This is a genomic window from Ruegeria atlantica (assembly GCF_001458195.1).
Taxonomy (GTDB): Bacteria; Pseudomonadota; Alphaproteobacteria; order Rhodobacterales; family Rhodobacteraceae; genus Ruegeria; species Ruegeria atlantica.
Genome location: NZ_CYPU01000039.1, coordinates 799,191 through 821,902 on the forward strand (window position 1 = coordinate 799,191; position 22,712 = coordinate 821,902).

Below are 22,712 nucleotides of genomic sequence, written 5' to 3' on the forward strand. Positions count from 1 at the left end.
GGACCGCAATGAACACGCCATTTGACGAAGAACCACATCGCCGCCCGGGCCTGTTTTCCCGACTGCGAGCGTCTTTCCTGACGGGCATCGTCGTGATTGCGCCTGTGTGGCTGACCATCTGGCTGATCTGGTCTGTAGTTGGCTGGATCGACAGTGCGGTGCTACCCATAATTCCACAACGGTTCCAGCCGCAGGAATACGTTGGCATCAACCTGCGCGGTGTCGGCGTTGTCATCTTCCTGATCTTCACTGTTCTGGTCGGATGGATCGCCAAAGGTATTCTGGGCCGGTCCCTGATCCAAATTGCCGAAAGTCTTGTCAGCCGGATGCCTGTCGTCCGGTCCGTCTATTCCGGGATCAAGCAGATCTCGGAAACGGTTTTTGCGCAAACTGAACGGTCATTCGAAAAAGCATGCCTGATCCAATACCCGCGCCGCGGTATCTGGGCGATTGGCTTCGTCTCTACCGCGGCAAAAGGTGAAGTCAGCGAGCGGGCTGAAACCGGGGGTGAACTGCTAGGTGTCTTCGTTCCGACCACGCCCAACCCGACCTCTGGCTTCCTGCTGTTCTTCCCGGCCGAGGACGTGATCCTGCTGGATATGACGATCGAGGACGCCGCGAAGTTGGTGATTTCCGCAGGCCTTGTTTACCCCAACGAAAAAGACCCGACGCAGCCGCCCGAGTGATCAGCCAAACATCTCGGGCAGGTCGACGGTGCTGCGTGCGCCAAGATCGGCTTTGTAATCGCCGATGAACCGATGCGCCGCGGCACGCCCGGCTTCCTTCAGCTTGTGCAGGATCACAGGGTTGGGAACCGTCTTGGTCGCCACGGACAAATCGTTCATCAATTCGTCATCCGCGATCATGTGAACAAATACGCGGCTCATCTCTCCGGCCGTCAGCTTGCCGTCCGCCAACAGACGCTGAACAAAATTGATCGCCCGCAGCTCGCGAAACAGGGATGAGTTAAAGCTGATCTCGTTGATCCGATTCTGGATCTGCTGCGGAGTTTTCGGCACCTCATCACGCTCGAGCGGGTTGATGTTCACGACCACGACGTCTTCAGGCAAATCATTGTTAAACAGAGGATAAAGCGCCGGGTTTCCAGTGTAACCACCATCCCAATATGCCTCGGTCCGGCCCGAGCTGGGGTCAAATATCTCGACGGCCTGAAACAGGCTCGGCAGGCAGGCCGAAGCCAGGATGGCATCCGTTGAAATCTCTTCCCCGGTGAACACCCGGATCTTGCCGCTGCGTACACAGGTCGCGCAAACAAACAACTGGGGTCCCTGATCCGTGCAAATCTCATCAAAATTGAACCGATCCACAACCGGTTCCAGGGGATTGCGGTAAAAAGGACCATAGGCATAGGGCGACACCATTCGCGACCAGGCATCACCAACCGAGAATGGCAGTGAATACTCCATCGACTGGGCAATCTGCGCAGGCTCCAGCGCCTGCATCCAGTTAGCCAGGCGCATATCTCCCACAGCACCCATCCGTGCCCATAGCTCGTCCAGACAAGCCCGCGCGCCGTCGCGTCCGTTGTGCACCATCCCGGATTTGAACGCAGCGCCATTCAGCGCCCCGGCCGAGGTCCCAGTGATGGCCGCAACCTCGATATCCTCTTCGTCCAGCAGCCTGTCGAGAACGCCCCAGGTAAAGGCACCGTGCGCGCCGCCACCCTGCAAAGCCAGATTGATCCGTTTCACCGTCCTGCCCCTTCATCTTTTCCAAAATACTCCGGGGGTTCAGGGGCAGCGCCCCCGTGAAAACTCACAACGCTGTCCAACCGCCATCGACCGAGATCGTGGTCCCGGTGATCTGCGCTGCCGCATCTGAGCACAGGAAGATCGCGGTGCCACCTAATTGCTCGACTGTGGCGAATTCCTTCGAAGGTTGCCGTTCAAGCATCACGTTCTTGATCACGTCCTCACGGCTCATGCCGTATTCCTTCATCGTGCCCGGGATCTGCGCTTCGACCAATGGTGTCAGGACGTATCCCGGGCAGATCGCATTGCATGTGATCGGCTCCTGCGCAGTTTCCAGCGCCACGGTTTTGGTCATACCAACCACGCCGTGCTTTGCCGCGACATAGGCCGCCTTGAACGGAGACGCCGTTAACCCGTGTGCCGAGGCGATATTCACAATACGTCCCCACCCGGCTTTGCGCATCATTGGCAGCGCCGCGGCCATCGTATGAAAAGTCGAGTTCATGTTGATTGCGATGATCGCATCCCACTTTTCGACCGGAAACTGATCAACCGGCGCAACATGCTGAATGCCCGCGTTGTTCACCAAAATATCACAAGCCCCCGCCTTTTCGATCAGCGCGCGGCATTCTTCACCCTTGGACATGTCCGCCTTGATATAGCGTGCGCTGGTCCCGGTCTCTTTCGAAATCTCGGCGGCCAGCGCATGATCTTCGTCGCGGTCGGTAAAGGAATTCAGCACCACGTCGGCGCCGGCCTTCGCTAGCTCGCGCGCGACGCCCAATCCGATCCCTGAATTCGAACCGGTGATAATGGCTGTTTTTCCCGAAAGGCTCATAGCCGAACTCCCACAAAATCAACTTTGGCAACACAGTGCCATGCTGCAGCTGCAAAGAAAACGGGGAAACATTCGGGCAGCGCATCCTTTGAAAGACCCGCACAAAAAAACGCCCGCACGAAGCGGGCGTTAAGTTATTGAGGCAGGTTTCATACAGGCAAGAAACCTATCGAGCAGTGCAACCTTTATAAGCAATTCCGTGCCTTCGTCCAAGCTAAAAGTTTGAAAATAAGAAAAATCATCGCTACGATGAATCCCAACAAAATAAGGCCAGAGCAGGATTGTTTCCAAAATGAGCCCCGATTATCTACGCCCCGTTCGTCCATTGATCGCGGGAATCACTGCACTTTTGAGCACGTCAATTGCCCATGCAGAATCAACCCATGGCATAGCTATGTATGGTGACCCGGCCTTACCACCGGATTTTGTGTCCCTGCCCTACGCAAATCCGGACGCGCCACAAGGCGGGAAAGTCGTGTTCGGAAATACGGGCGGCTATAACAGTTTGAACCCATTCGTGCAAAAAGGCAGCTCGCCCTGGCAATTGCGATTTTGGACCCATGAGGGCCTGATGGGTCGATCTTGGGACGAACCTTTCACTCTTTACGGGCTGTTAGCCGAATCAGTTGAGACCGCGCCGGACCGGTCCTGGGTCGAATTCACCCTGCGTGAGAACGCCGAATTCTCGGATGGTACACCAGTCACAGTGGATGATGTCATCTGGTCGTATGAGACTTTAGGCACAGAAGGTCATCTGCGATATCGCGGGCTGTGGGGCAAGATCGACAGCATCGAACAGACCGGTCCCCGCTCGGTGCGCATCACCTTCAACGAGCCCGACCGCGAGCTTGCCCTGATCGCAGGCCTGCGCCCGATCCTGCAGAAAGCCCAGTGGGAAGGTAAAGATTTTGCCAATGCCGGGTTGCATGACATTCCGGCCGGAAGTGGGCCCTACGTCGTCGACAGCTATGAGGCCGGTAGATACGTGAACCTCAAGCGGAACCCGGATTATTGGGGCACTGATATCCCCTTCCGCAAAGGCACCATGAATTTGGACGAAATGCGGATCGAGTTCTACGGCGACGGCACTGTTCTGTTTGAGGCCTTCAAAGCCGGAGAACTGACTGCGGTACGTGAATTCAATGCCGACAAATGGGCCAATCAATACAATTTCCCGGCCGTCCAACGCGGCGATGTGGTCAAGACCGAGATCCCACACGGCAAGCCTTCGGGCATGACCGGGTTTGTCATGAACACCCGCAAAGCGCCGTTTGCCGACTGGCGTGTCCGCGAGGCGTTGACGCTGGCGTTCAATTTCGAGTTCATCAACGACACGATTACCGGCAATGCTCAGCCGCGCATCACATCCTATTTCTCGGGCTCGGGTCTGGCGATGCAACCCGGCCCGGCAAGTGGTCGCGTGGAAGAGCTGCTATTGGAGTTCAAGGACGACCTGCCCCCCGGAACGCTTGAAGGCTATACCCTGCCGGAAAGTGACGGATCGGCCCGCAATCGTTCGAACATCCGCGCTGCAACCAAACTGTTGGCTGAGGCGGGCTGGACCATCCAGGACGGCGTGCTGCGTAACGAAAACGGCGATGCTTTTACGCTGACCGTGTTGCTGCAACAGGGCGACACCGAAAGCGAAACGGCAATCGAGATCTACACGCGCGCGCTCGAGCGCCTTGGCATCGCTGTGACCACCGAGCACGTCGACAGCGCCCAGTTCACCAGCCGTACATCCGAGTTAGATTTCGACATGACCTATTTCCGTCGTGCATTGTCCCTGTCACCCGGCAACGAGCAGCGCCTGTATTGGGGCAGCGAAAACGCGAATACTCCGGGCACGCGCAATTTGATGGGGGTGGCTTCATCCGCTGTGGACGGAATGATTGACGCCATGCTGGCCTCGGAAAGTCATGAGGATTTCGTCGCTGCAACGCGCGCGCTTGATCGTGTGTTGACCGCCGGGCGCTATGTCATTCCGATCTGGAACTTTGATGTGGGCCGGATAGCCCACGCCAAGGAACTCAAGCAGCCGGAAAACTTGCCGATCTATGGCGATGGGCCGGAGTACATGCCGCAGGTTTGGTGGTACGAACAGTAACGGGTCACGCGCGGCACCTAAGGGACGTGGGCGGAAATCGGCGCACAGCCTATTGGCACCACATATTGCGGGTCGGTTTTTTGCCATGCCAACATGTTGCAACAACCCCAACGTCAAGTGTTCCCCTAAAAAACTCACACAAAAAGCTTTACTGACCGGGGTTTAGCAATATAGCTTGTACATATACTGCAGTACGCTGCACGAATTGATTATTGCTTTGAAATTCAAAACGTAACTCTTCGTCCGGTGCGCAGAACATCGAATTTACGGACCGGCCTCCACTCACTCAAAAATCAGGTCCGTCTGCCCGTTGCGGATAGGCTGCAACGGGCACTTTCGCCCCCGTCAAAAATCAAACCGCCTCCCGACCCCGGGTGCGACATTTTGTCATGCCCGAACGCCCCCACCACCTTCGTACGCTGGTTCTTGGGACGAACGGTTTGAAACCATGAAAACGGAAAGCTGTCTAATGTTGAAATGGACCGATCTGACGCAAGACTGGAGTGCAATGTACACCCGCGCCAAACGGCGCTTTCCAAACCTGCGGGATCAGGACATGGTGCGGTTAAGCCAAGACCGCAAATGTTTCGAAGCGTATCTGGCTGAACGCCATCAACTGACCATGAACGAAGCCCACGAAGAGCTTGAGGACTTTTTGTTCACGGAAGGTTTGAACCGGGAATTCAGCCGGTCGTTAAGTAAGTGATGTTACCCACAGGATCATTGCATCTTCGTCGCTGACCGAGATTACATTGTGACCCATGCTACCGTCGTAATAGGCGCTGTCGCCGCGGCGCATTTCGACTGGTTCATAAAACTCGGTGTAAAGGCGCACAACACCCGTCAGGACATACAAGAACTCTTCGCCGTCGTGGCGGACCCAGCCGTCGAACTCATCCATTGACCGCGCGCGGACACGGGCCCGATAGGGCAACATCTGCTTTTTTGTCAGCGTTTCGGCCAGCAGTTCATGTTCATAGGTGGTTGTGGGATGGGCAGACCCTTCGCCCATGCGCGTCACGGCCATCCGGCCGATCACTTGGTCCCGCTGTGGCGCCGTAAACAGTTGCGGCACCGAGATCTCAAGGCCGGTCGCAAGCTTTTTCAGCGCGTCATAGGTGGGCGACATCTGACCGTTTTCGATCTTGCTGAGCGTTGAACGCGCCAAACCGGCCTGCGTGGCCGCCTGTTCAAGCGTCCATTTCCGCGCTTTCCGCAGCTCGCGCACACGCGCGCCGAGGTCCAGTGGTTCAACTTCCGTATGTTCGCCCGAGTCCCGGGCAATGCGGATCAGAGATGTCTGGTCTTGAGTGCTCATGCGTCATTCTATAGGCGCAGCCTGTCGCGCTTGCAACGCAGCAGTGGTCGCGCTAGCCAGTTGCCATGCTTTCTGTTTTTGATCAGGGGCCGCCGCCGGCCTGCCCGTCTCCGTTCAACCTGGCAGCGCACGTACTGCGCTGTGCAGACAGGCTTTCGGACAAGACCGCCCTGTCTGTGGTGGGCTCCACGGATGCCCGGAATTGGACGTATTGCGAGTTGCGGCAGGCCATTCTGGGAACTGGCACAGGGTTGTTGAATGCCGGTTTGAAGCCCGGCGATATCGCGTTGATGCGGCTTGGAAACACGGTCGATTTCCCGATTGCCTATCTCGGAGCGATTGCTGTCGGTATCGTCCCGGTCCCAACGTCATCGCAGCTGACCGAGCCGGAAACAGAGCGCATGATCAAGGACCTCAAGCCAGCCGCCATTCTGCGTGACCCACAGGTTGCGTGCGCCGCGCACCCGGTTCAGATTGACCTGTCCGATTTGGCCGGAATGCGTGATCTGCCTGCTGCCGAGTATCAAATGGGTAGTCCGGACCTGATGGCCTATGTCGTCTATACTTCGGGCACGTCGGGAAAACCGAGGGCTGTGGCCCATGCCCATCGCGCCATCTGGGCGCGTCAGATGATGGTGGATGGCTGGTACGGGCTGCGTGAAACCGATCGCCTGTGTCACGCGGGCGCGTTCAACTGGACCTATACTCTGGGCACCGGTTTGATGGATCCCTGGACCATTGGCGCAACGGCTCTTATCCCCGCGCCGGGCACCGATCTGACCAACTTGCCCGCGCTGCTGCGTCACCATCAGGCGACTATTTTTGCTGCCGCTCCTGGCGTGTTCAGAAAGGTATTGAGCAGGCAGAATGACCTGCACCTGCCGGACCTGCGACATGGGTTGTGCGCCGGAGAAAAACTGTCGCGGCATCTGCATGAACAGTGGACGCAAGCGACCGGCACTGAACTCTACGAAGCTTATGGCATGTCCGAGTGTTCGACTTTCATTTCGTCCAGCCCGGCGCATCCAGCGCGGTCCGATGCATTGGGCCAGCCACAGCCTGGCCGCCGTGTGGCCATTCTGGGGCCTGATGGTCCTGTACCTCAGGGTCAGGAAGGCACCATTGCCGTACACAGGTCTGACCCCGGCCTGATGTTGACCTATCTCAACGCCCCGGACGAAGCCGAAGCCCGGATGCAGGACGACTGGTTCCTGACCGGCGATCAAGGGGCCATGGCCGTGGATGGCCAGATCACCTATCTAGGCCGCGATGACGATATGATGAATGCGGGCGGCTATAGGGTGTCACCGGTTGAGGTCGAGGCGGCGCTGTCCCGATATCCCGGCATCGCGCAGGTCGGAGCTGCGGCAGTCGAGGTCAGACAGGACACATTTGTGATAGCAGCCTTCTATACAGGACCGGAAAAGCTGGACGACAACGCCCTGCGTACTTATGTCGAGGCAAATCTGGCGCGCTATAAGCAACCGCGCGCCTTTATCCATCTGCCTGAACTGCCCACCGGCGGGAACGGGAAACTTCTGCGCCGGGCGCTGCCGGCCTATTTCAAGGCGACTACCCCATGACCGAGACCGTCAAGCTTGATATCATGTCCGATCCGATCTGTCCGTGGTGCTATATCGGCAAAACCCATCTGGACAAGGCGCTGGCGGCGATCCCGGACCATCCGTTTGTGATCGAATGGCATCCGTTCCAGTTGAACCCCGACATGCCGGATGCCGGGATGGATCGCCGCGAGTATCTCGAACGCAAGTTCGGGGGCAAGGACGGCGCTGTGCGGGCCTATGCACCGGTCGTTGATCATGCCGAGAACGCAGGTCTTAAGATCGACTTCGAAGGTATCAAGCGCACGCCCAACACACTGGACGCGCACCGCCTGATCCATTGGGCCGGGATTGAAGGCAAACAGAATGCCGTGGTCGATGCCTTGTTCGATGCCTATTTCGTGCAGGCCCGCGATATCGGCGATCATGAGGTTCTGGCGGATATTGCCGACAACGCGGGCATGGACGCCGCAGTCGTTCTAAAGCTGCTGAAATCCGATGCCGATCGCGAGGATATCAGCAACCGTGACAGCCATTCCAGGCAAATGGGCGTCAGCTCTGTCCCGACGTTCATCGTTGCCAATCAACATGCCGTCCCCGGGGCGCAACCCCCTGAAATGTGGGAAAAAGTGATTACTGAAATCATGTCTCAACTCGAGGCTTCCCCTGCAAATTAGCACAGACCTCTGTGCAATTTGACACCTAGCGTCAACTGATTTGCCGTGATAGCGCGAACAGATCAGGAGGGCGTTATGGCCAATCGCATGTCACGGGGTGAGTTCGTAGCACTTGTCGCAATGATGTTTGCGACGATCGCGTTTTCGATCGACTCCATGTTGCCTGCGCTGCCAAATATCGGCGCGCAACTCAGCCCCGACGACGTCAACAAAGCCCAGCTGATCCTGACCTCGTTTGTGTTGGGCATGGGGATTGGCACATTTTTCACCGGTCCGCTGTCGGACGCCTTTGGCCGCAAACCAGTGATCTACGTCGGATCGGCACTGTATATCATCGCAGCGGCGGCTGCCTGGGCCAGTTCATCACTCGAAATGCTATTGGTCGCCCGTGTCTTCCAGGGGATCGGATGTGCGGCCCCGCGCGTGGTGGCCATGGCAATTATTCGCGACCTGTATTCGGGCCGCGAGATGGCGCGGATTGTATCGATTGCAATGATGATCTTCACCCTGGTACCGGCGATTGCGCCAATGCTTGGTGCCGGCGTGATCGCACTGACCGGATGGCGGGGTATCTTTGCCTCATTCATCCTGTTCTCACTGATCACCATCGTCTGGATGGGCCTGCGCCTTCCGGAACCCTTGTCGGCCGAAAACCGTCGCCCGCTGCGCCTGCCCCTTTTACTCGACGCTGCGCGCCAGATGTTCACACATCCAACTGTCCGACTGTCGATCTTGGTTCAGACACTGTGTCTGGGCATGTTGTTCACCATGCTGACGATGGTTCAACCGGTCTACGATGTCATCCACGACAGTGCCGACAGTTTTCCGTTCTGGTTCGGGTTCGTGGCGTTGATGGCGGGCTCAGCCAGCCTGCTAAACGCCGCACTCGTTATTAAATTGGGCATGCGCCGGATCGTGACATGGGCGTTAGGCGCGCAGGTCCTCTTTACCTCAGCCGTCATCGCCCTGAATGCAGCAGACCTTTCGCCCACGCTGTCCTTCGCCGTTTTCGTAAGCTGGCAAACTGCGGTCTTCTTTATGGCAGGCATGACCATGGGCAACCTGAACGCCATCGCGATGGAGCCTATGGGCCATATCGCGGGCATGGCAGCCTCGGTGATCGGAGCGATCTCGACCGTGTTTGCTGCCGCGATTGCGGCGCCTATCGGGCAGATGTTCGACGGGTCTATTACCCCGCTGGCTGTCGGCATCCTGGCCATGAGCGCCGCGGGCTTCGGCCTGATGCTGCATATGGGGCGGATCGAAAACAGGCTGCCGGCCTGATCTGTGCAGGAACGGTGAATCAGGCTAACATCTGCTCAATATGAGTGGAGTTTTTCAGTGAGCGACTACTACGATCTTGGCGCATATACCTGTCCGATAACGACGGCCTCAGCAGACGCACAGCTCTGGTTCGACCGAGGGCTGAATTGGATCTACGGCTACAACCACGACGAATCTGTTGTGTGTTTTCAGCGCGCGCTTGAATTTGACCCTGACTGCGCGTTGGCCCACTGGGGCGTGGCTTATGCCGCGGGCCCGAATTACAACCTGCCTTGGAACCTGCTGGATGACCGTGGACGGCGAAAGGCGCTGGCGCTGGCCTATGATGCCACGCAGAAAGCCGTGGCTTTGGCCGAAGGGTGCAGCCCGACGGAACAGGCGCTGATCCGCGCCCTACCCGCGCGGTACCCACAGCGCGATCCTGTCGACGACATGCATAGCTGGGATCACGATTTTGCCGACGCGATGCGCGTGGCCTTTGCAGAGCAGTCGGATCACCTCGATCTGCGCACCATCTATGTTGAGGCGCTGCTCAACCTGACCCCCTGGCAGATGTGGGATCTGAAAACCGGTAATCCCGCTGAGGGCGCCGCGACTCTGGAAGCGCAAAAAGCCCTGGAAGACGCGATGGCAGACGATCCGGCGGCGATGTCGCATCCGGGTCTGTTGCACCTCTATGTTCATCTGATGGAGATGTCGCCAACACCGGAAAAGGCGCTGAAGGCCGGGGATATCCTGCGCACTTTGGTCCCGGATGCGGGGCATTTGGTGCATATGCCAACCCATATCGACGTGTTGTGCGGGCACTATCAGAACGTCGTTCACTGGAATGAAAAGGCGACCGAGGCTGATCTGAAGTATTATGAGCGCGAAGGTGCCTTCAACATCTACACAGGCTATCGCCAGCACGACTATCATTTTGCCATCTACGGCGCGCTGTTCCTTGGCCAGATGGAACCCGCGCTGCGCGCCAATCAGGGCATCTGGGACACCACCCCCGAAGAGATGCTGCGCACGGAAAGCCCGCCCATGGCGGATTTCTTCGAAAGCTACATGTCGATGGGGCCGCATATCCTGATCCGATTTGGCCGGTGGGAAGAAGCGAAGGCCCTGCCCTTGCCCGATGATCAGGATCTCTACCGCACTGTCACCGCAACCACCCATTACGCCCGTGCAATCGCTTATGCGGCCACAGGTCTTGTGCCCGAAGCAGAGGCCGAAGAGCAACTGTTCCTTGCCGCCAAGGATCGGGTTCCGGAAACACGGCTGCTACACAACAACCGCGTGATCGACTTGCTGGACATCGCCCGCGAAATGCTGCGGGGCGAGATTGAGTATCGCAAAGGCAACTATGACGCCGCATTCGCGCATCTTAGGCGCTCGGTCGAATTGGACGACACGCTGCCCTATGACGAGCCTTGGGGGTGGATGCAACCCGCGCGTCACGCGCTTGGTGCGCTGTTGTACGAACAGGGCCACGTGCCCGAGGCCGAAGCAGTGTATCGCGAAGATCTAGGGCTTGGCGGCACTCTGAGCCGCGCCTCAATCCACCCAGACAATGTCTGGAGTTTGAAGGGCCTGCATGATTGTCTGAAAGCACGCGGTGAGACAGTCGAGATCAAATTGATCAAACAACGTCTTGATCTGGCACTTGCCCGCGCTGACAGGGCCGTCGGGGCCTCGTGTTTTTGCGCGCAGGCAGCAATGAAGGCCGCAGAATGACCCGTGCACTGCTATTGTCTTTGTTGATTTGCGGCCCAGCCCTGGCTGACCGCCAGTCTTTTCCGCCGGTTGATGAAGCAGACCGCGATCCTACCCTCGTGGCCTTTCGGGATAGTTTGCTGGCGAGCGTGGCCGCACGGGATACCGAGGCCGTGATCGCAGCCGCTTGCCCGGACATCTACCTCAGCCATGGCGGAAACGGCGGGCCCGAGGAGTTTGTCGAGTACCTCGCCCCGGAAACTAGCGACTCTCAAGAAGATCAGATCCGCCAAGCCTATTGGAGCGATCTGGAAACCACCCTGTCCCAACCGGGCTATTTCGACGACGAGGGCGAGTTTTGGATGCCGCATCAATGGCAGATCACTTTGCCTGCCTCATTGGACCCTTACGTGGCCTACTTTGTGACCGGTGAGGACGTGACCCTTCGGCAAGCTGCCGAGCCGGGCTCCCCAGCGCTGAGCCTCATCAGCTACGAGATCGTCATCGTTCCAAACTATCGCGACGGTGCCGACTATCAACCGGTGATGCTGACCGACGGCACGCGGGGATTCATGCACGGCGACTTTCTCTGGCCCATGACAGGCCACCGCGCCGCATTCGTAAAACCCGACGCGGGCGAATGGCAGCTGTGCACTTTCGTCAGCGGAGACTAGGCTTTTGCCTTTTTCTTCTTCGCTGCCATGACCTTTTCTGCCAGATCGCGGGCGATGGCGAATGCGCCTTTGATCTTGTCGCTGTCCTTCTTCCAATCACGTCTGACGACGATCTTGTTGTCCTTGACCTTGGCCAAACCGCGTTGGTTCTGAATGAACTCGACCAAACCCTCTGGCGAGGCGAACTTGTCGTTGTGGAACTGGATTGTCGCGCCTTTCGGCCCGCCATCCAGCTTGGCGATCCCTGCCCGCTTGCACATCGCCTTGATACGCACGACCAGCATCAGGGTATTCACCTCTTTCGGCAGCGTGCCGAACCGGTCAATCAGTTCTGCGGCAAAACCTTCCAGCTCGACCTTGGTCGAAAGCGATGACAAGCGACGATAAAGCCCAAGGCGCACATCCAGATCGGGCACGTAATCTTCGGGGATCAGAACCGGCACGCCCAGATTGATCTGTGGCGCCCATTGGTCGTCGGCTTCCGACAGGCCTTCCATCTCACCGGCTTTGATCTTGGCAATCGCCTCTTCCAGCATCGATTGATACAGCGCATAGCCGACATCGCGCATCTGGCCAGATTGTTCCTCGCCCAGCAAGTTGCCCGCACCACGAATGTCCAGATCCTGCGATGCCAGCGTGAACCCGGCCCCAAGAGTATCCAGCGAGCCCAGAACCCGCAGGCGCTTTTCTGCTGTCGCCGTCAGTTTCTGACGCGGCTTGGTGGTCAGGTACGCATAGGCACGGGTTTTAGACCGCCCTACCCGACCACGGATCTGATAGAGCTGCGCCAGCCCGAACATATCCGCCCGGTGCACGACCATCGTGTTCGCGGTGGGAATATCAAGCCCGCTTTCGACAATCGTCGTCGCCAACAGCACGTCATATTTTCCGTCATAAAAAGCGTTCATACGATCATCGAGTTCGCCCGCCGCCATTTGCCCATGTGCCACCATATAAGTCAGCTCGGGCAGCTGTTCTTTTAGGAACTCTTCGATCTCTGGCAGGTCGGAGATACGGGGAACAACATAGAAGCTCTGCCCGCCACGATAGTGTTCGCGCAGCAGCGCCTCGCGGACAGTGACTGCATCGAATTCGCTAACATAGGTACGAATGGCCAGACGATCGATCGGCGGTGTGCCGATGATCGACAGATCGCGCACCCCGGTCAGTGACAGTTGCAGTGTCCGAGGGATCGGTGTGGCGGTAAGGGTCAGAACGTGAATGTCGCTGCGCAGCTGCTTAAGTCGTTCCTTGTGACCGACGCCAAAATGCTGTTCTTCATCGATGACCAACAGGCCCAGATTGTTGAACCGGATACCCTTGGCCAGCAACGCATGGGTGCCGATCACGATGTCGACGGTCCCGCGCGCCATACCATCACGGGTCTGCTGTGCATCTTTCGCGGACACAAAGCGCGATAGCTGCCGCACCTCCAACGGAAAGCCACGGAACCGTTCCTTGAAACTGGCCGCGTGCTGACGCGCCAGCAATGTGGTCGGTGCGATCACGGCCACCTGAACACCGGACATCGCGGCGACAAAGGCCGCGCGCATGGCAACCTCGGTTTTGCCAAAGCCCACGTCACCACAGATCAACCGATCCATCGGCGCGCCGGAATGCATGTCCTCCATCACCACGGAAATCGCGCGCAACTGATCATCGGTTTCCTGATATGGAAAGCGCGCGCTGAACTCCTCCCACGCGTGGGGTGGCGGATCCATGACCGGAGCTTTGCGCAAAGCGCGTTCCGCAGCGATACGGATCAGCTTGTCCGCCATCTCGCGGATGCGTTCTTTCAGCTTGGCTTTCTTAGCCTGCCAAGCGCCGCCACCCAAGCGGTCCAGCAGACCTTCGTCATGACCGTATTTCGACAGCAGCTCGATGTTCTCAACCGGCAGATACAGCTTGGACTGTTCGGCATATTCCAGCAGCAGGCATTCATGCGCAGCGCCGGCCGCCGTGACCACTTCCATCCCAATGTACCGCCCGATCCCGTGGTCGACATGCACCACCAGATCACCGGGGCTGAGCGATTGGGTTTCGGTCAGGAAGTTCTCGGCCTTGCGGCGCTTTTTAGGCTGACGGATGAGGCGGTCACCTAGCACGTCCTGCTCGGCGATCACGGTCAGACCGGGCGTTTCAAACCCGTGCTCAAGCGCCCAGACAGCCAGATGCAATCCGCGTTTGCCAATCCGGGTGCCATTGGTGACAGGGACGGCTTCGGCAAGGCCTTCATCCTCGATCAATCCGGTCAGGCGCTCTCGTGCCCCTTCGGAGTACGACGCAATCAAGACGGGTCCCTTGGCCATCTTGCCGGTGATATGGCTTGCCAAAGCACCAAACAGGCTGATGTTTTCCTGCTGCCGCTCTGGTGCGAAATTGCGGCCAATCCGCCCGCCTGCATCGATCACACCGGGACCGCTGGCCTGAGGCAGCGGGCTGAACTGCATCACCCGCCGGTCCCCGACCGCCTGCTCCCATGCGGCATCGTCCAGATAGAGCAATCCGGGAGGTGTAGGCTTATACACCGTATCCATGCGCGAACGGTTTTCCAGTGCCAGACGCCGCGTTTCGTACTGATCGGCTATTGTATCCCAGCGGGCAAGCCGCGTGGGTGTCACCTGATCATCCACAGTGATCGTCGCATCCGGAAGATAATCAAAAAGGGTTTCCAGCTTTTCGTGGAAGAACGGCAGCCAGTGTTCGATGCCCTGATGCTTGCGGCCCGCGCTGATCGCCTCATATAGCGGATCATCGGTGCCCGCCGCGCCAAATTCGATGCGATAGTTTTGGCGGAACCGCGTGATGGCGGCGTCATCCAGAATGACCTCGGAAACCGGAGCCAATTCGACAACATCCAGCTTTTCGGTCGTGCGTTGCGAAACCGGATCGAACCGGCGCGCGCCGTCCAGCACGTCTCCGAACAGGTCCAGACGTACGGGACCAGATTCGCCCGGGGGAAAAATGTCGATGATACCGCCGCGAACGGCATAGTCGCCCGGCTCCATCACTGTCGGACTTTGCGTGAACCCCATGCGTACAAGGAAGTTCCGCAGCGCCGTTTCGTCGACGCGATGGTTCACGCGGGCGGTAAAAGCAGCCTCGCGCAGTACATCCCGCGCAGGCACGCGCTGGGTTGCCGCGTTCAGCGTGGTCAGCAGGACAAACCGATCTGGCATCTGATGCACCAGTGCCGCCAAAGTCGCCACACGCGCCGCCGCAATATCGGCGTTGGGCGACACCCGGTCATATGGCAGACAATCCCACCCCGGAAACACAAAGACCGGCATATCGGGGGCGAAGAAAGCCAGTGCGGCCCGCATCGCCTCCATCCGTTTATCGTCACGCGCGACGTGGCAGACCGGCCCGCCAACGCGCGTGATCTCATTCAGAACAAGCTGTGCGTCAAACCCTTCGGGAGCGCCGCCAACCGTCACATGGTTCGGAGCTGTCATCGCCTTGCCTTTCTGATTTTCATCCCCCGAGAACGCCGATCGAGACGTTCTGGTACATACCCCAAAGTGACGTGATGACAATTGAGATCATGCCAATGATCTGGGTGTAAATCCTGCAGCGTACAAGGATCTTCGACACGCTTCCGAGCACCGGCTCGATGCCTTGCAACTTGCGCGCGGCGCGAATGTTGATCAGCATCACCAAACTCACCGGGAACAGCAACAAAAACACAGCCTGTGCAAATTCAACGCCATAATAGAAACCCAGCATCGCAAGCCCGGTAAAAAAGAAACAACTCAAGGCCAGTACAACGAGACCTGACATATCAACGATGTAAAGCAGCCTGTTGCCGTTGATCCGAACGATATCCAGTAGGTCCTGCTCGGACTGTCCGCCAACGCGGCGGGCACGCACAAGCAGATCGTAAGGAACCCCCATCGCCCAGTGGCTGGCCGACGACCAGAGCACCGCCAACACAATCCAGTACCACAGATTCGAAAAGCTGCGCATGTCGATGAGTTCGAAAATCGAAGAGTGCAAATCCACGCATCAGCCCTTTGTTCATTGTCCTTGGGGCGTTCTTCGCGCAGGCGCGTCCAATGTTCCCCTTGAGACCATCGGGAATTCATGCCACCCAATGCACGATTATTCAAGGAGAGCGCGACATGAAACCGACCATCGCCCCCTACCCACAGACGCGATTTCGCCGGGCGCGCCAATCCGATGCCATTCGTGGGTTGGTAAGGGAAAACGCGCTGACGACAGACGATCTGATTTGGCCGGTTTTTGTGCGCGATGGTGAAGGCATTGAAGAACCCGTACCTTCGATGCCCGGCGTTGTGCGGCGCTCGGTCGATCTGATCGCCAAGGCCGCAGTTGAGGCACAGGCTATGGGCATCCCGGCGATCTGTATCTTTCCTTATACTGATCCCAGCCTGAAAACCGAAGATTGCGCCGAGGCGTGGAACCCAGACAATCTGTCGAACCGGGCCATTCGGGCGATCAAATCTGCGACCCCCGATATCGCCGTGATGACCGACGTGGCGCTGGACCCCTATAACATCAATGGCCATGACGGCTATGTCGTGGATGGCGAGATCGTGAACGATCAGACCGTCGAGGCGCTGGTCAAAATGACACTGGCGCAGGCTGAGGCCGGGGCCGACATCATTGGACCCTCAGACATGATGGATGGCCGCATCGGCGCAATGCGCCGCGCGCTTGAGGGTGCCGGGCACCACAACGTGATGATCCTCAGCTATGCCGCTAAATATGCCAGCGCATTCTACGGCCCCTTCCGCGATGCAGTGGGCGCGTCCGGTGCGCTGACCGGAGACAAGAAGACCTACCAGATGGACCCGGCCAATTCGAACGAGGCCCTGCGCCTGATCGAACGTGACCTGACAGAAGGTGCAGACATGGTGATGATCAAACCAGGCATGCCCTATCTGGATATCTGTCGCCGCGTGAAAGACACGTTTGGCGCGCCAACCTATGCCTATCAGGTGTCCGGTGAATACGCGATGATACAGGCAGCTGCGCAGAACGGCTGGATTGATGGTGAGAAGGTCATGCTGGAAAGCCTGCTGGCCTTCAAACGTGCGGGTTGCGACGGAATCCTGACCTACTTTGCACCGCAGGTTGCACGCATTCTTCAAGGCTAAAACCCCGGGCGGTTGCGATTTTTCGCCGATTGTGAACGCTGTTGAGCCAGCTTTCCCGTGACACACAGGCGCAATCGGCGTATTCTTGCACACAAGATCGGGAACACCCGACACTTCAGGCAGTTTATACAGAGAAAAAAACATGAGCAGTTCCAACTCTCCCCGACTAAACCGTCGTGGCTTTGCGCTTGGCATGGCCGGGCTCACACTGACCGCTGCATGCGGAAACGGTGTAGGCAATTCCAATGCGGCCCAAATCGACGCCCGTGTGAACGTGACGCTGAACGAAATGTTCAGCAAGTACCCCAACACCGTCGAGATCGCCGAAAAAGCCGACGGCATGCTGGTGATGCCGTTGATCACCGAGGCCGGTTTCATCTTTGGCGGTGCCTATGGCCAGGGCGCGCTGCGCATCAACGGCGCAACGGTAGACTATTACTCGGCCCTATCCGGCAGTGCTGGTCTGCAGATCGGCGCGCAACAATATGCGCATGTCCTGTTCTTCATGACGCAGGACGCCCTAGATGACTTCCGCCGCTCCAGCGGTTGGACCGCAGGTGCGGATATCGGCTACGTCGTCGATGCCACCGGCGACTCGCTCTCAACCGACACAACTCAATTGCGCAAACCGGTACTTGCCGCCGTTTTCGGACAGGCCGGTTTGAAATTCGGCGCGACCGTCGAAGGCACCAAGTACACGCGCATTATCCCCTGATACCGAATACCACCCCCCCTTTGCCACGGACCCCGCCACATGTTCAAAACCATGTGGCGGGGTTTTTCATCTCAACATGTTAACTCAACGTTCGCGCGGCGTTCCTCTTTCGGTTGCCCGGTCCTTCCAGTAGGGTTCAGCCAATAATTTATTATGGGGATATGGGGCGTTCATGGATCTTGTCTTTCGCTGGCTGGTTCGGATTGCTACGGGCCTGATCCTGTTGGCCGTTGCGGCTGTGGGTCTTGTCTACTTCCTGGCCAGCCAGTCCCTGCCGGATTATGACCAGACCGTCGAAGTCAGCGGGCTGCGTGCGCCGGTCGAGATCGTGCGCGACACCGCCAATGTTCCGCATATTCTGGCCGAAAGCGACCCGGACGTGTTCTTTGGCCTGGGCTATGCCCACGCGCAGGATCGCCTGTGGCAGATGACCGTGATGCGTCGCACGGCGCAGGGCCGTTTGTCCGAAGTTTTCGGCAAGCGCACTGTCCCTATCGACAAGCTCTTGCGCCGGTTTGACCTGTACAGTCTGGCCCACCGCTCGGTCGAGGTGCAGGACGATTACACCAAAGCTGCGCTGCGCGCTTATTCTGCGGGCGTCAATGCCCGTCTGGATGAGATCAATGAGAACGCATTGGGACGCGGCGCGCCCGAGATGTTTCTGTTCAACGCATCTGTTTCGCCGTGGCAGCCCGGCGACAGCATTGCGATCATCAAACTGATGAGCTTACAACTGTCCGGCCATTTGAAAGATGAGGTCCTGCGCGCCCGTACATCCCTGATGCTGAACGATCCACAGCGGCTGGCCGATATCCTGCCAGACGTACCAGGCGCGGGCATCGCGGCGCTGCCGGAATATGCGTCTTTGTTCCCAGGACTGCCGCGCTATGCCGAAGGCACCTCGATGCCAGACTCGCCTCTGTCACCATTCCCTAGACGCGGCTTGGCCGGGGCGTCGAACGCGTGGTCGGCTGCGCCTTCGCGTTCCGCGATCGGGGGCACCCTGCTGGCCAACGACCCCCATCTGGGCCTGACCGCACCCGGCATTTGGTACTTGGCACGGCTTGAGCTTGCCAAAGGCGGTGTCATCGGCGCGACCATTCCGGGCGTACCTGCGATCATGACGGGCCGCAGTGATCGATTGGGCTGGGGCCTGACGTCGTCTTATCTGGACGATCAGGATGTTCACATCGAACAGCTGAACCCGGAAAACCCAGAAGAATACCTGTCGCCTGATGGTTTCAAGCGGTTTCGCTCTCGCCCCTCGATCATCGAGATCAAAGGCGAAGCCCCCATCACCCTGACCCTGCGCTGGACCGAGAACGGACCCGTCTTGCCCGGCAGCCATTACGATCTGGAAACGATCACGCCGCCCGGACACGTCGCGTCGTTGTCATGGACCGCGCTCAGCCCGCGCGACACGTCGATGACGGCTTCGATGGCATTAATGAATTCGGACAGTGTGCGCGAAGCCATCGACGTGGCCGAGCTGTTCATTGCGCCGTCGCAAAATCTGTCGCTGGTCGACAAGGACACGATCGGCATGAAGCTGATCGGCGCAATGCCTGACCGAGATCTTCGCAACCAAAGCCGCGGCCGTATCCCAACGCCCGGTTGGTTGGCCGAGAACCTGTGGCAAGGCCGCTTGCCTTATGCAAACAACCCCGAATTCGTGACGCCAGCAGGCGGGATTCTGGGCAATACAAACAACAAGATCATCGACCGCCCCTTTCCCAACCACGTCTCATACGAATGGGGCGACACCCAAAGGGTGCACCGTTGGGAACGCCTGATGCAATCGCGCGAGGTTCACACCCGCGACAGCTTTATCGAAGCGCAACTTGATACCGTCAGCTTTACCGCCCGTTCACTTCTGCCGCTAATCGGCGCCGATCTTTGGTTTACCGGAGCCTCTGCGCCCGAGGGCACACCGGAACGCCAGCGTCAGGTCGCGCTGGCCCTGCTGGCCGAGTGGAACGGTGAGATGAACGAGCACCTGCCTGAACCGCTGATCTATGCCGCATGGTTGCGCGCGCTGCAAATCCGGCTGATCTCGGACGAGCTGGGGCCGCTGGCGGCCGAATACAAACATGTTGAGCCGCTTTTCATCGAACGGGTGTACCGCGATATCGACGGCGCGTCGGTCTGGTGCGACGTGCGTCAGAGCGCACCCGTGGAAACCTGTACCGACATGGCACGACTGGCGCTGGACGATGCGCTGATCTGGATCAGCGAGAAATACGGTGGTTCGCTGGAATCCCTGCGCTGGGGAGACGCCCATCAGGCCACGCATGACCACCCGGTTCTGGGCACGGTTCCCGTTCTGCGGTTCTTCGTCAACATCCGCCAATCCACCAGCGGCGGCGACAACACCCTGCTGCGCGGGCGGACATCGGGCGAAGGGCCCAACCCTTTCCAAAACGTCCACGGTGCGGGATATCGCGGTGTCTATGATTTTGCCGATCCCAACAGTTCGGTCTTTATCACGGCCACAGGCCAGTCGGGGCATTTCCTGTCGCGCTACTACGACGATCAGGCCCAGCTTTGGCGGCGAGGTGAGTATATCCCCATGTCACTGGACATGGATCTGGCCCGCGCGGCAGCGGTCGGTGTAACCAACCTGACCCCGCGCTGATTTCACTGCTTCGGCAGGACCTTGCCCCTTTTGCAAGCTGCCGTGGACGCGCGCAGGTGTTTTCGCCTACGATCTGCAAGCCGACAATTCGGGACCTTGGGGGTACAGATGGCCAGTTTTCGGGATATGTTGAACAATCTCGCACGCGATTACGCAATCGCGTGGAGCTCGGGCGACCCAAATGCGGTTGCCAGCTTTTTTGCACCCGACGGGCAGATCACGATCAACCGGGGTGAACCAATTGTCGGCCGTGCCGCCGTCGCAGACATGGCGCGCGGATTCTACGCCGACTTCCCGGATCTGGAAGTGCGCTGCGACATGCTGCGCTGGGCCGGATCACACGCGATTTTTGTCTGGACGCTGGAAGGCCATCACTCAGAGACCGGCAACCACGTCGTCACGCGTGGTTGGGAAGAATGGGAATTGACCGCTGACAACAAGGTGCAAACGTCGCTGGGTTGGTTCGATGCTGACGACTATCAGCGCCAGATAGACGGGCAGTAGCGGACGCCCCGCCTAAACGCGCGTGATCTGGTAGTCGCGCGGAATGCCTTCTGTCACCTTGAACCAGGTCGAGGCTTTGGTTCGCGCTTGATGGGCGTCAAAGGCCGCTTGGTTTTCAAAAATTTCGTGTACGTCGAACCGACCGGGAATATCCGCGTCTTCTGTAACGTCGAATGTGATGCAACCCGGTTCGGCCCGAGTCAGGGCGATGTGGTCCGGCAACGCCTCCCGCACCTGTGTGACACGGTCGGCAGGCACCGAAATATGACCACGCAGAACCACCTTAATTTTTGCCATCGTGACCTCGCTTGTCGATCAAAGCGCGGCGAACTGCGCCGCTTGCTTGTCGGTCCACAATACGGTGATCTGAAATCCTTCATCCGTCGGCTCTTCGGATTGAACAACGTCCTGACGGAACAGCCACGCACGCTTGTTGCCTTCGGCAAATGCCAGCGTCAGAACTGTCTCGTGCCGAACCCCTTGCAAATTAACCGCGATCTCGGCCAGCAATGGTTCGATACCTTCGCCCGTCACGGCGGAAATGGCAAAGATCGACGGGTCGCGGTCGGCCCGGGCAAACTTGGCCTCGCGCTCATCTTCGTTCAACAGGTCGATCTTGTTCCAGACCTCAAGCCGGGGCCGTTCGTCATCGACGCCCAACGAGGTCAAAATGGTTTCGACATCCCGGGCTTGCGCCTCGGTGTCTTCATCGCTGATGTCGCGCACATGCACGACGATATCTGCGCCCAGAACCTCTTCAAGTGTGGCGCGGAAGGCCGCGACCAGTTCGGTTGGCAAATTCGAAATGAACCCTACCGTGTCCGACAGAATCACCTCGGGACCATCGGGCAGTTCAACCCGCCGCATGGTCGGATCCAGCGTGGCAAACAGCATGTCCTTTGCCATTACCTCGGCCCCGGTCAGGCGATTGAACAAAGTTGATTTACCGGCGTTCGTATAGCCCACCAACGCAACAATCGGATATGGCACCTTGGCCCGAGCAGCTCGGTGCAAGGTCCGGGTCTTGATCACCTTCTGTAATTGACGGCGCAGGCGCACAAGCTGATCGTCGATCGCCCTTCGGTCAGCCTCGATCTGGGTTTCACCGGGACCACCGACAAACCCCAATCCACCCCGCTGACGTTCAAGGTGGGTCCAGGCGCGAACCAGACGCGTACGCTGATAGCTGAGCGCGGCCATCTCGACCTGCAGCACACCTTCGCGGGTCCGAGCGCGGTCGCTGAAAATCTCCAAAATCAACCCGGTCCGATCGAGGATTTTAACCTTCCACGCTTTTTCCAGATTGCGTTGCTGAACAGGGGTAACCGGCCCGTCAATCAGAACCAGCTCGACCTCGGCGTCATGGAACCGTTCGCCCAGCTCCTCGATCTTGCCGGTCCCGAACAACAGCCCCGGCTGAGCACGTGGCAGACGCACAATATCGGACCCGATCACATCCAGATCGGGCAAAGCGGCAGCCAGTGCCACCGCCTCTTCCAGCGCCGGTCCAGGGACACGGCGCTGTTCATCTGATTTGATTTCCGGATGCAGCACCCAAGCCCGGGTGCGCGTCCTTTCATGTTCCATCAAGAGGCGTCTTCGCCCTCATACAGGTTGATCGGCTGCGACGGCATGATCGTTGAAATTGCGTGTTTGTAGACCAGCTGCGACTGTCCGTCGCGGCGCAACAATACGCAGAAATTGTCGAACCAGGTGATGACACCCTGCAATTTCACACCGTTGATCAGGAAAATTGTGACAGGGACCTTTGCTTTCCGTACATTATTCAGGAACGCGTCCTGCAGATTCTGTCTGTCCGAAGCCATATTATTATAATCTCGCCATTGTTCTTGCTACGCGCTGCG

General features: G+C 58.4%; 20 protein-coding genes. 12 read left to right on the plus strand and 8 right to left on the minus strand.

The window, feature by feature from the left end:
- Positions 1–8 precede the first annotated feature (8 nt).
- Positions 9–686 carry a DUF502 domain-containing protein gene (locus tag RUA4292_RS13850; protein WP_058278068.1) on the plus strand — a complete coding sequence of 226 codons (678 nt, stop codon included), beginning with the start codon at positions 9–11 and terminating at the stop codon, positions 684–686.
- Here RUA4292_RS13850 and RUA4292_RS13855 read toward each other — a convergent pair whose 3' ends face one another.
- Positions 687–1,712: a patatin-like phospholipase family protein gene (locus RUA4292_RS13855; protein ID WP_058278069.1), complete on the minus strand. Its 1,026-nt coding sequence runs from the start codon at positions 1,710–1,712 to the stop codon at positions 687–689. It abuts the gene before it with no gap.
- A 64-nt stretch (positions 1,713–1,776) separates the two neighbouring features.
- Positions 1,777–2,550, minus strand: coding sequence for a 3-hydroxybutyrate dehydrogenase (locus RUA4292_RS13860; RefSeq protein ID WP_058278070.1), 774 nt, complete (start codon positions 2,548–2,550; stop codon positions 1,777–1,779).
- A 292-nt stretch (positions 2,551–2,842) separates the two neighbouring features.
- Here RUA4292_RS13860 and RUA4292_RS13865 point away from each other — a divergent pair, with 292 nt between their 5' ends.
- Positions 2,843–4,657, plus strand: coding sequence for an extracellular solute-binding protein (locus RUA4292_RS13865; RefSeq protein WP_082637096.1), 1,815 nt, complete (start codon positions 2,843–2,845; stop codon positions 4,655–4,657).
- Between the two features lie 448 nt (positions 4,658–5,105).
- Complete coding sequence (locus RUA4292_RS13870; protein WP_306346065.1) at positions 5,106–5,363, plus strand: hypothetical protein; 258 nt, start codon at positions 5,106–5,108, stop codon at positions 5,361–5,363.
- Here the strand turns inward: RUA4292_RS13870 and RUA4292_RS13875 are convergent.
- The gene (locus RUA4292_RS13875; protein ID WP_058271780.1) at positions 5,352–5,975 is read right to left on the minus strand and encodes a helix-turn-helix domain-containing protein; all 624 of its coding nucleotides are present in this window, start codon (positions 5,973–5,975) and stop codon (positions 5,352–5,354) included. The genes RUA4292_RS13870 and RUA4292_RS13875 overlap by 12 nt on opposite strands.
- A gap of 65 nt (positions 5,976–6,040) precedes the next feature.
- Between RUA4292_RS13875 and RUA4292_RS13880 the strand changes: the two genes are divergently transcribed.
- From RUA4292_RS13880 to RUA4292_RS13900, 5 genes are all read left to right on the plus strand, one after another.
- The gene (locus RUA4292_RS13880) at positions 6,041–7,558 is read left to right on the plus strand and encodes a class I adenylate-forming enzyme family protein (protein ID WP_058278072.1); all 1,518 of its coding nucleotides are present in this window, start codon (positions 6,041–6,043) and stop codon (positions 7,556–7,558) included.
- Positions 7,555–8,214 carry a DsbA family oxidoreductase gene (locus tag RUA4292_RS13885; protein WP_058278073.1) on the plus strand — a complete coding sequence of 220 codons (660 nt, stop codon included), beginning with the start codon at positions 7,555–7,557 and terminating at the stop codon, positions 8,212–8,214. The genes RUA4292_RS13880 and RUA4292_RS13885 overlap by 4 nt, the downstream gene beginning before the upstream one ends.
- A gap of 75 nt (positions 8,215–8,289) precedes the next feature.
- On the plus strand, positions 8,290–9,498 hold the full coding sequence (locus RUA4292_RS13890; protein ID WP_058278074.1) for an MFS transporter: 1,209 nt from the start codon (positions 8,290–8,292) through the stop codon (positions 9,496–9,498).
- 57 nt (positions 9,499–9,555) lie between these two features.
- Positions 9,556–11,220 carry a tetratricopeptide repeat protein gene (locus RUA4292_RS13895; RefSeq protein WP_058278075.1) on the plus strand — a complete coding sequence of 555 codons (1,665 nt, stop codon included), beginning with the start codon at positions 9,556–9,558 and terminating at the stop codon, positions 11,218–11,220.
- Positions 11,217–11,873, plus strand: coding sequence for a hypothetical protein (locus RUA4292_RS13900; protein ID WP_058278076.1), 657 nt, complete (start codon positions 11,217–11,219; stop codon positions 11,871–11,873). The genes RUA4292_RS13895 and RUA4292_RS13900 overlap by 4 nt, the downstream gene beginning before the upstream one ends.
- Here RUA4292_RS13900 and mfd read toward each other — a convergent pair.
- Positions 11,870–15,328, minus strand: a complete 3,459-nt coding sequence (gene mfd / locus RUA4292_RS13905) for a transcription-repair coupling factor (RefSeq protein ID WP_058278077.1) — start codon at positions 15,326–15,328, stop codon at positions 11,870–11,872. The genes RUA4292_RS13900 and mfd overlap by 4 nt on opposite strands.
- A 19-nt stretch (positions 15,329–15,347) precedes the next feature.
- Positions 15,348–15,875 (minus strand): hypothetical protein, encoded by a 528-nt coding sequence (locus tag RUA4292_RS13910; RefSeq protein ID WP_058278078.1) that lies wholly within the window; start codon positions 15,873–15,875, stop codon positions 15,348–15,350.
- A 119-nt stretch (positions 15,876–15,994) separates the two neighbouring features.
- On the opposite strand from RUA4292_RS13910, the gene hemB reads away from it, so the two are divergent.
- The 4 genes from hemB to RUA4292_RS13930 all read left to right on the plus strand — a co-directional run bounded on the left by hemB (position 15,995) and on the right by RUA4292_RS13930 (position 20,847).
- Positions 15,995–16,993, plus strand: coding sequence for a porphobilinogen synthase (hemB, locus tag RUA4292_RS13915; RefSeq protein ID WP_058278079.1), 999 nt, complete (start codon positions 15,995–15,997; stop codon positions 16,991–16,993).
- Between the two features lie 142 nt (positions 16,994–17,135).
- Entirely contained in the window at positions 17,136–17,708 is a 573-nt protein-coding gene (locus RUA4292_RS13920; RefSeq protein ID WP_058278080.1) for a lipid-binding SYLF domain-containing protein, read from the plus strand.
- Between the two features lie 172 nt (positions 17,709–17,880).
- Positions 17,881–20,343 carry a penicillin acylase family protein gene (locus RUA4292_RS13925; RefSeq protein ID WP_058278081.1) on the plus strand — a complete coding sequence of 821 codons (2,463 nt, stop codon included), beginning with the start codon at positions 17,881–17,883 and terminating at the stop codon, positions 20,341–20,343.
- Between the two features lie 108 nt (positions 20,344–20,451).
- Positions 20,452–20,847, plus strand: coding sequence for a nuclear transport factor 2 family protein (locus RUA4292_RS13930; RefSeq protein WP_058278082.1), 396 nt, complete (start codon positions 20,452–20,454; stop codon positions 20,845–20,847).
- Positions 20,848–20,859: 12 nt separating this feature from the next.
- Here RUA4292_RS13930 and RUA4292_RS13935 read toward each other — a convergent pair whose 3' ends face one another.
- The 3 genes from RUA4292_RS13935 to hfq are packed head-to-tail and all read right to left on the minus strand — an operon-like array spanning position 20,860 to position 22,673.
- Positions 20,860–21,144, minus strand: a complete 285-nt coding sequence (locus RUA4292_RS13935) for a putative quinol monooxygenase (protein WP_058278083.1) — start codon at positions 21,142–21,144, stop codon at positions 20,860–20,862.
- Positions 21,145–21,162: 18 nt separating this feature from the next.
- Positions 21,163–22,434, minus strand: a complete 1,272-nt coding sequence (gene hflX, locus RUA4292_RS13940) for a GTPase HflX (protein ID WP_058278084.1) — start codon at positions 22,432–22,434, stop codon at positions 21,163–21,165.
- Entirely contained in the window at positions 22,434–22,673 is a 240-nt protein-coding gene (gene hfq / locus RUA4292_RS13945; protein WP_005982826.1) for an RNA chaperone Hfq, read from the minus strand. Before hfq ends, hflX begins: the two co-directional genes overlap by 1 nt.
- Between the last annotated feature and the right edge of the window lie 39 nt (positions 22,674–22,712).

Excerpts from the sequence above, each read along its gene's own strand:
- RUA4292_RS13850 (WP_058278068.1), top strand. The coding sequence starts at position 9 with ATGAACACGCCATTTGACGAAGAACCACATCGCCGCCCGGGCCTGTTT.
- RUA4292_RS13860 (WP_058278070.1), bottom strand. The coding sequence starts at position 2,550 with ATGAGCCTTTCGGGAAAAACAGCCATTATCACCGGTTCGAATTCAGGG.
- RUA4292_RS13865 (WP_082637096.1), top strand. The coding sequence starts at position 2,843 with ATGAGCCCCGATTATCTACGCCCCGTTCGTCCATTGATCGCGGGAATC.
- RUA4292_RS13870 (WP_306346065.1), top strand. The coding sequence starts at position 5,106 with ATGAAAACGGAAAGCTGTCTAATGTTGAAATGGACCGATCTGACGCAA.
- RUA4292_RS13875 (WP_058271780.1), bottom strand. The coding sequence starts at position 5,975 with ATGAGCACTCAAGACCAGACATCTCTGATCCGCATTGCCCGGGACTCG.
- RUA4292_RS13880 (WP_058278072.1), top strand. The coding sequence starts at position 6,041 with ATGCTTTCTGTTTTTGATCAGGGGCCGCCGCCGGCCTGCCCGTCTCCG.
- RUA4292_RS13885 (WP_058278073.1), top strand. The coding sequence starts at position 7,555 with ATGACCGAGACCGTCAAGCTTGATATCATGTCCGATCCGATCTGTCCG.
- RUA4292_RS13890 (WP_058278074.1), top strand. The coding sequence starts at position 8,290 with ATGGCCAATCGCATGTCACGGGGTGAGTTCGTAGCACTTGTCGCAATG.
- RUA4292_RS13900 (WP_058278076.1), top strand. The coding sequence starts at position 11,217 with ATGACCCGTGCACTGCTATTGTCTTTGTTGATTTGCGGCCCAGCCCTG.
- mfd (WP_058278077.1), bottom strand. The coding sequence starts at position 15,328 with ATGACAGCTCCGAACCATGTGACGGTTGGCGGCGCTCCCGAAGGGTTT.
- hemB (WP_058278079.1), top strand. The coding sequence starts at position 15,995 with ATGAAACCGACCATCGCCCCCTACCCACAGACGCGATTTCGCCGGGCG.
- RUA4292_RS13920 (WP_058278080.1), top strand. The coding sequence starts at position 17,136 with ATGAGCAGTTCCAACTCTCCCCGACTAAACCGTCGTGGCTTTGCGCTT.
- RUA4292_RS13925 (WP_058278081.1), top strand. The coding sequence starts at position 17,881 with ATGGATCTTGTCTTTCGCTGGCTGGTTCGGATTGCTACGGGCCTGATC.
- RUA4292_RS13930 (WP_058278082.1), top strand. The coding sequence starts at position 20,452 with ATGGCCAGTTTTCGGGATATGTTGAACAATCTCGCACGCGATTACGCA.
- RUA4292_RS13935 (WP_058278083.1), bottom strand. The coding sequence starts at position 21,144 with ATGGCAAAAATTAAGGTGGTTCTGCGTGGTCATATTTCGGTGCCTGCC.
- hflX (WP_058278084.1), bottom strand. The coding sequence starts at position 22,434 with ATGGAACATGAAAGGACGCGCACCCGGGCTTGGGTGCTGCATCCGGAA.
- hfq (WP_005982826.1), bottom strand. The coding sequence starts at position 22,673 with ATGGCTTCGGACAGACAGAATCTGCAGGACGCGTTCCTGAATAATGTA.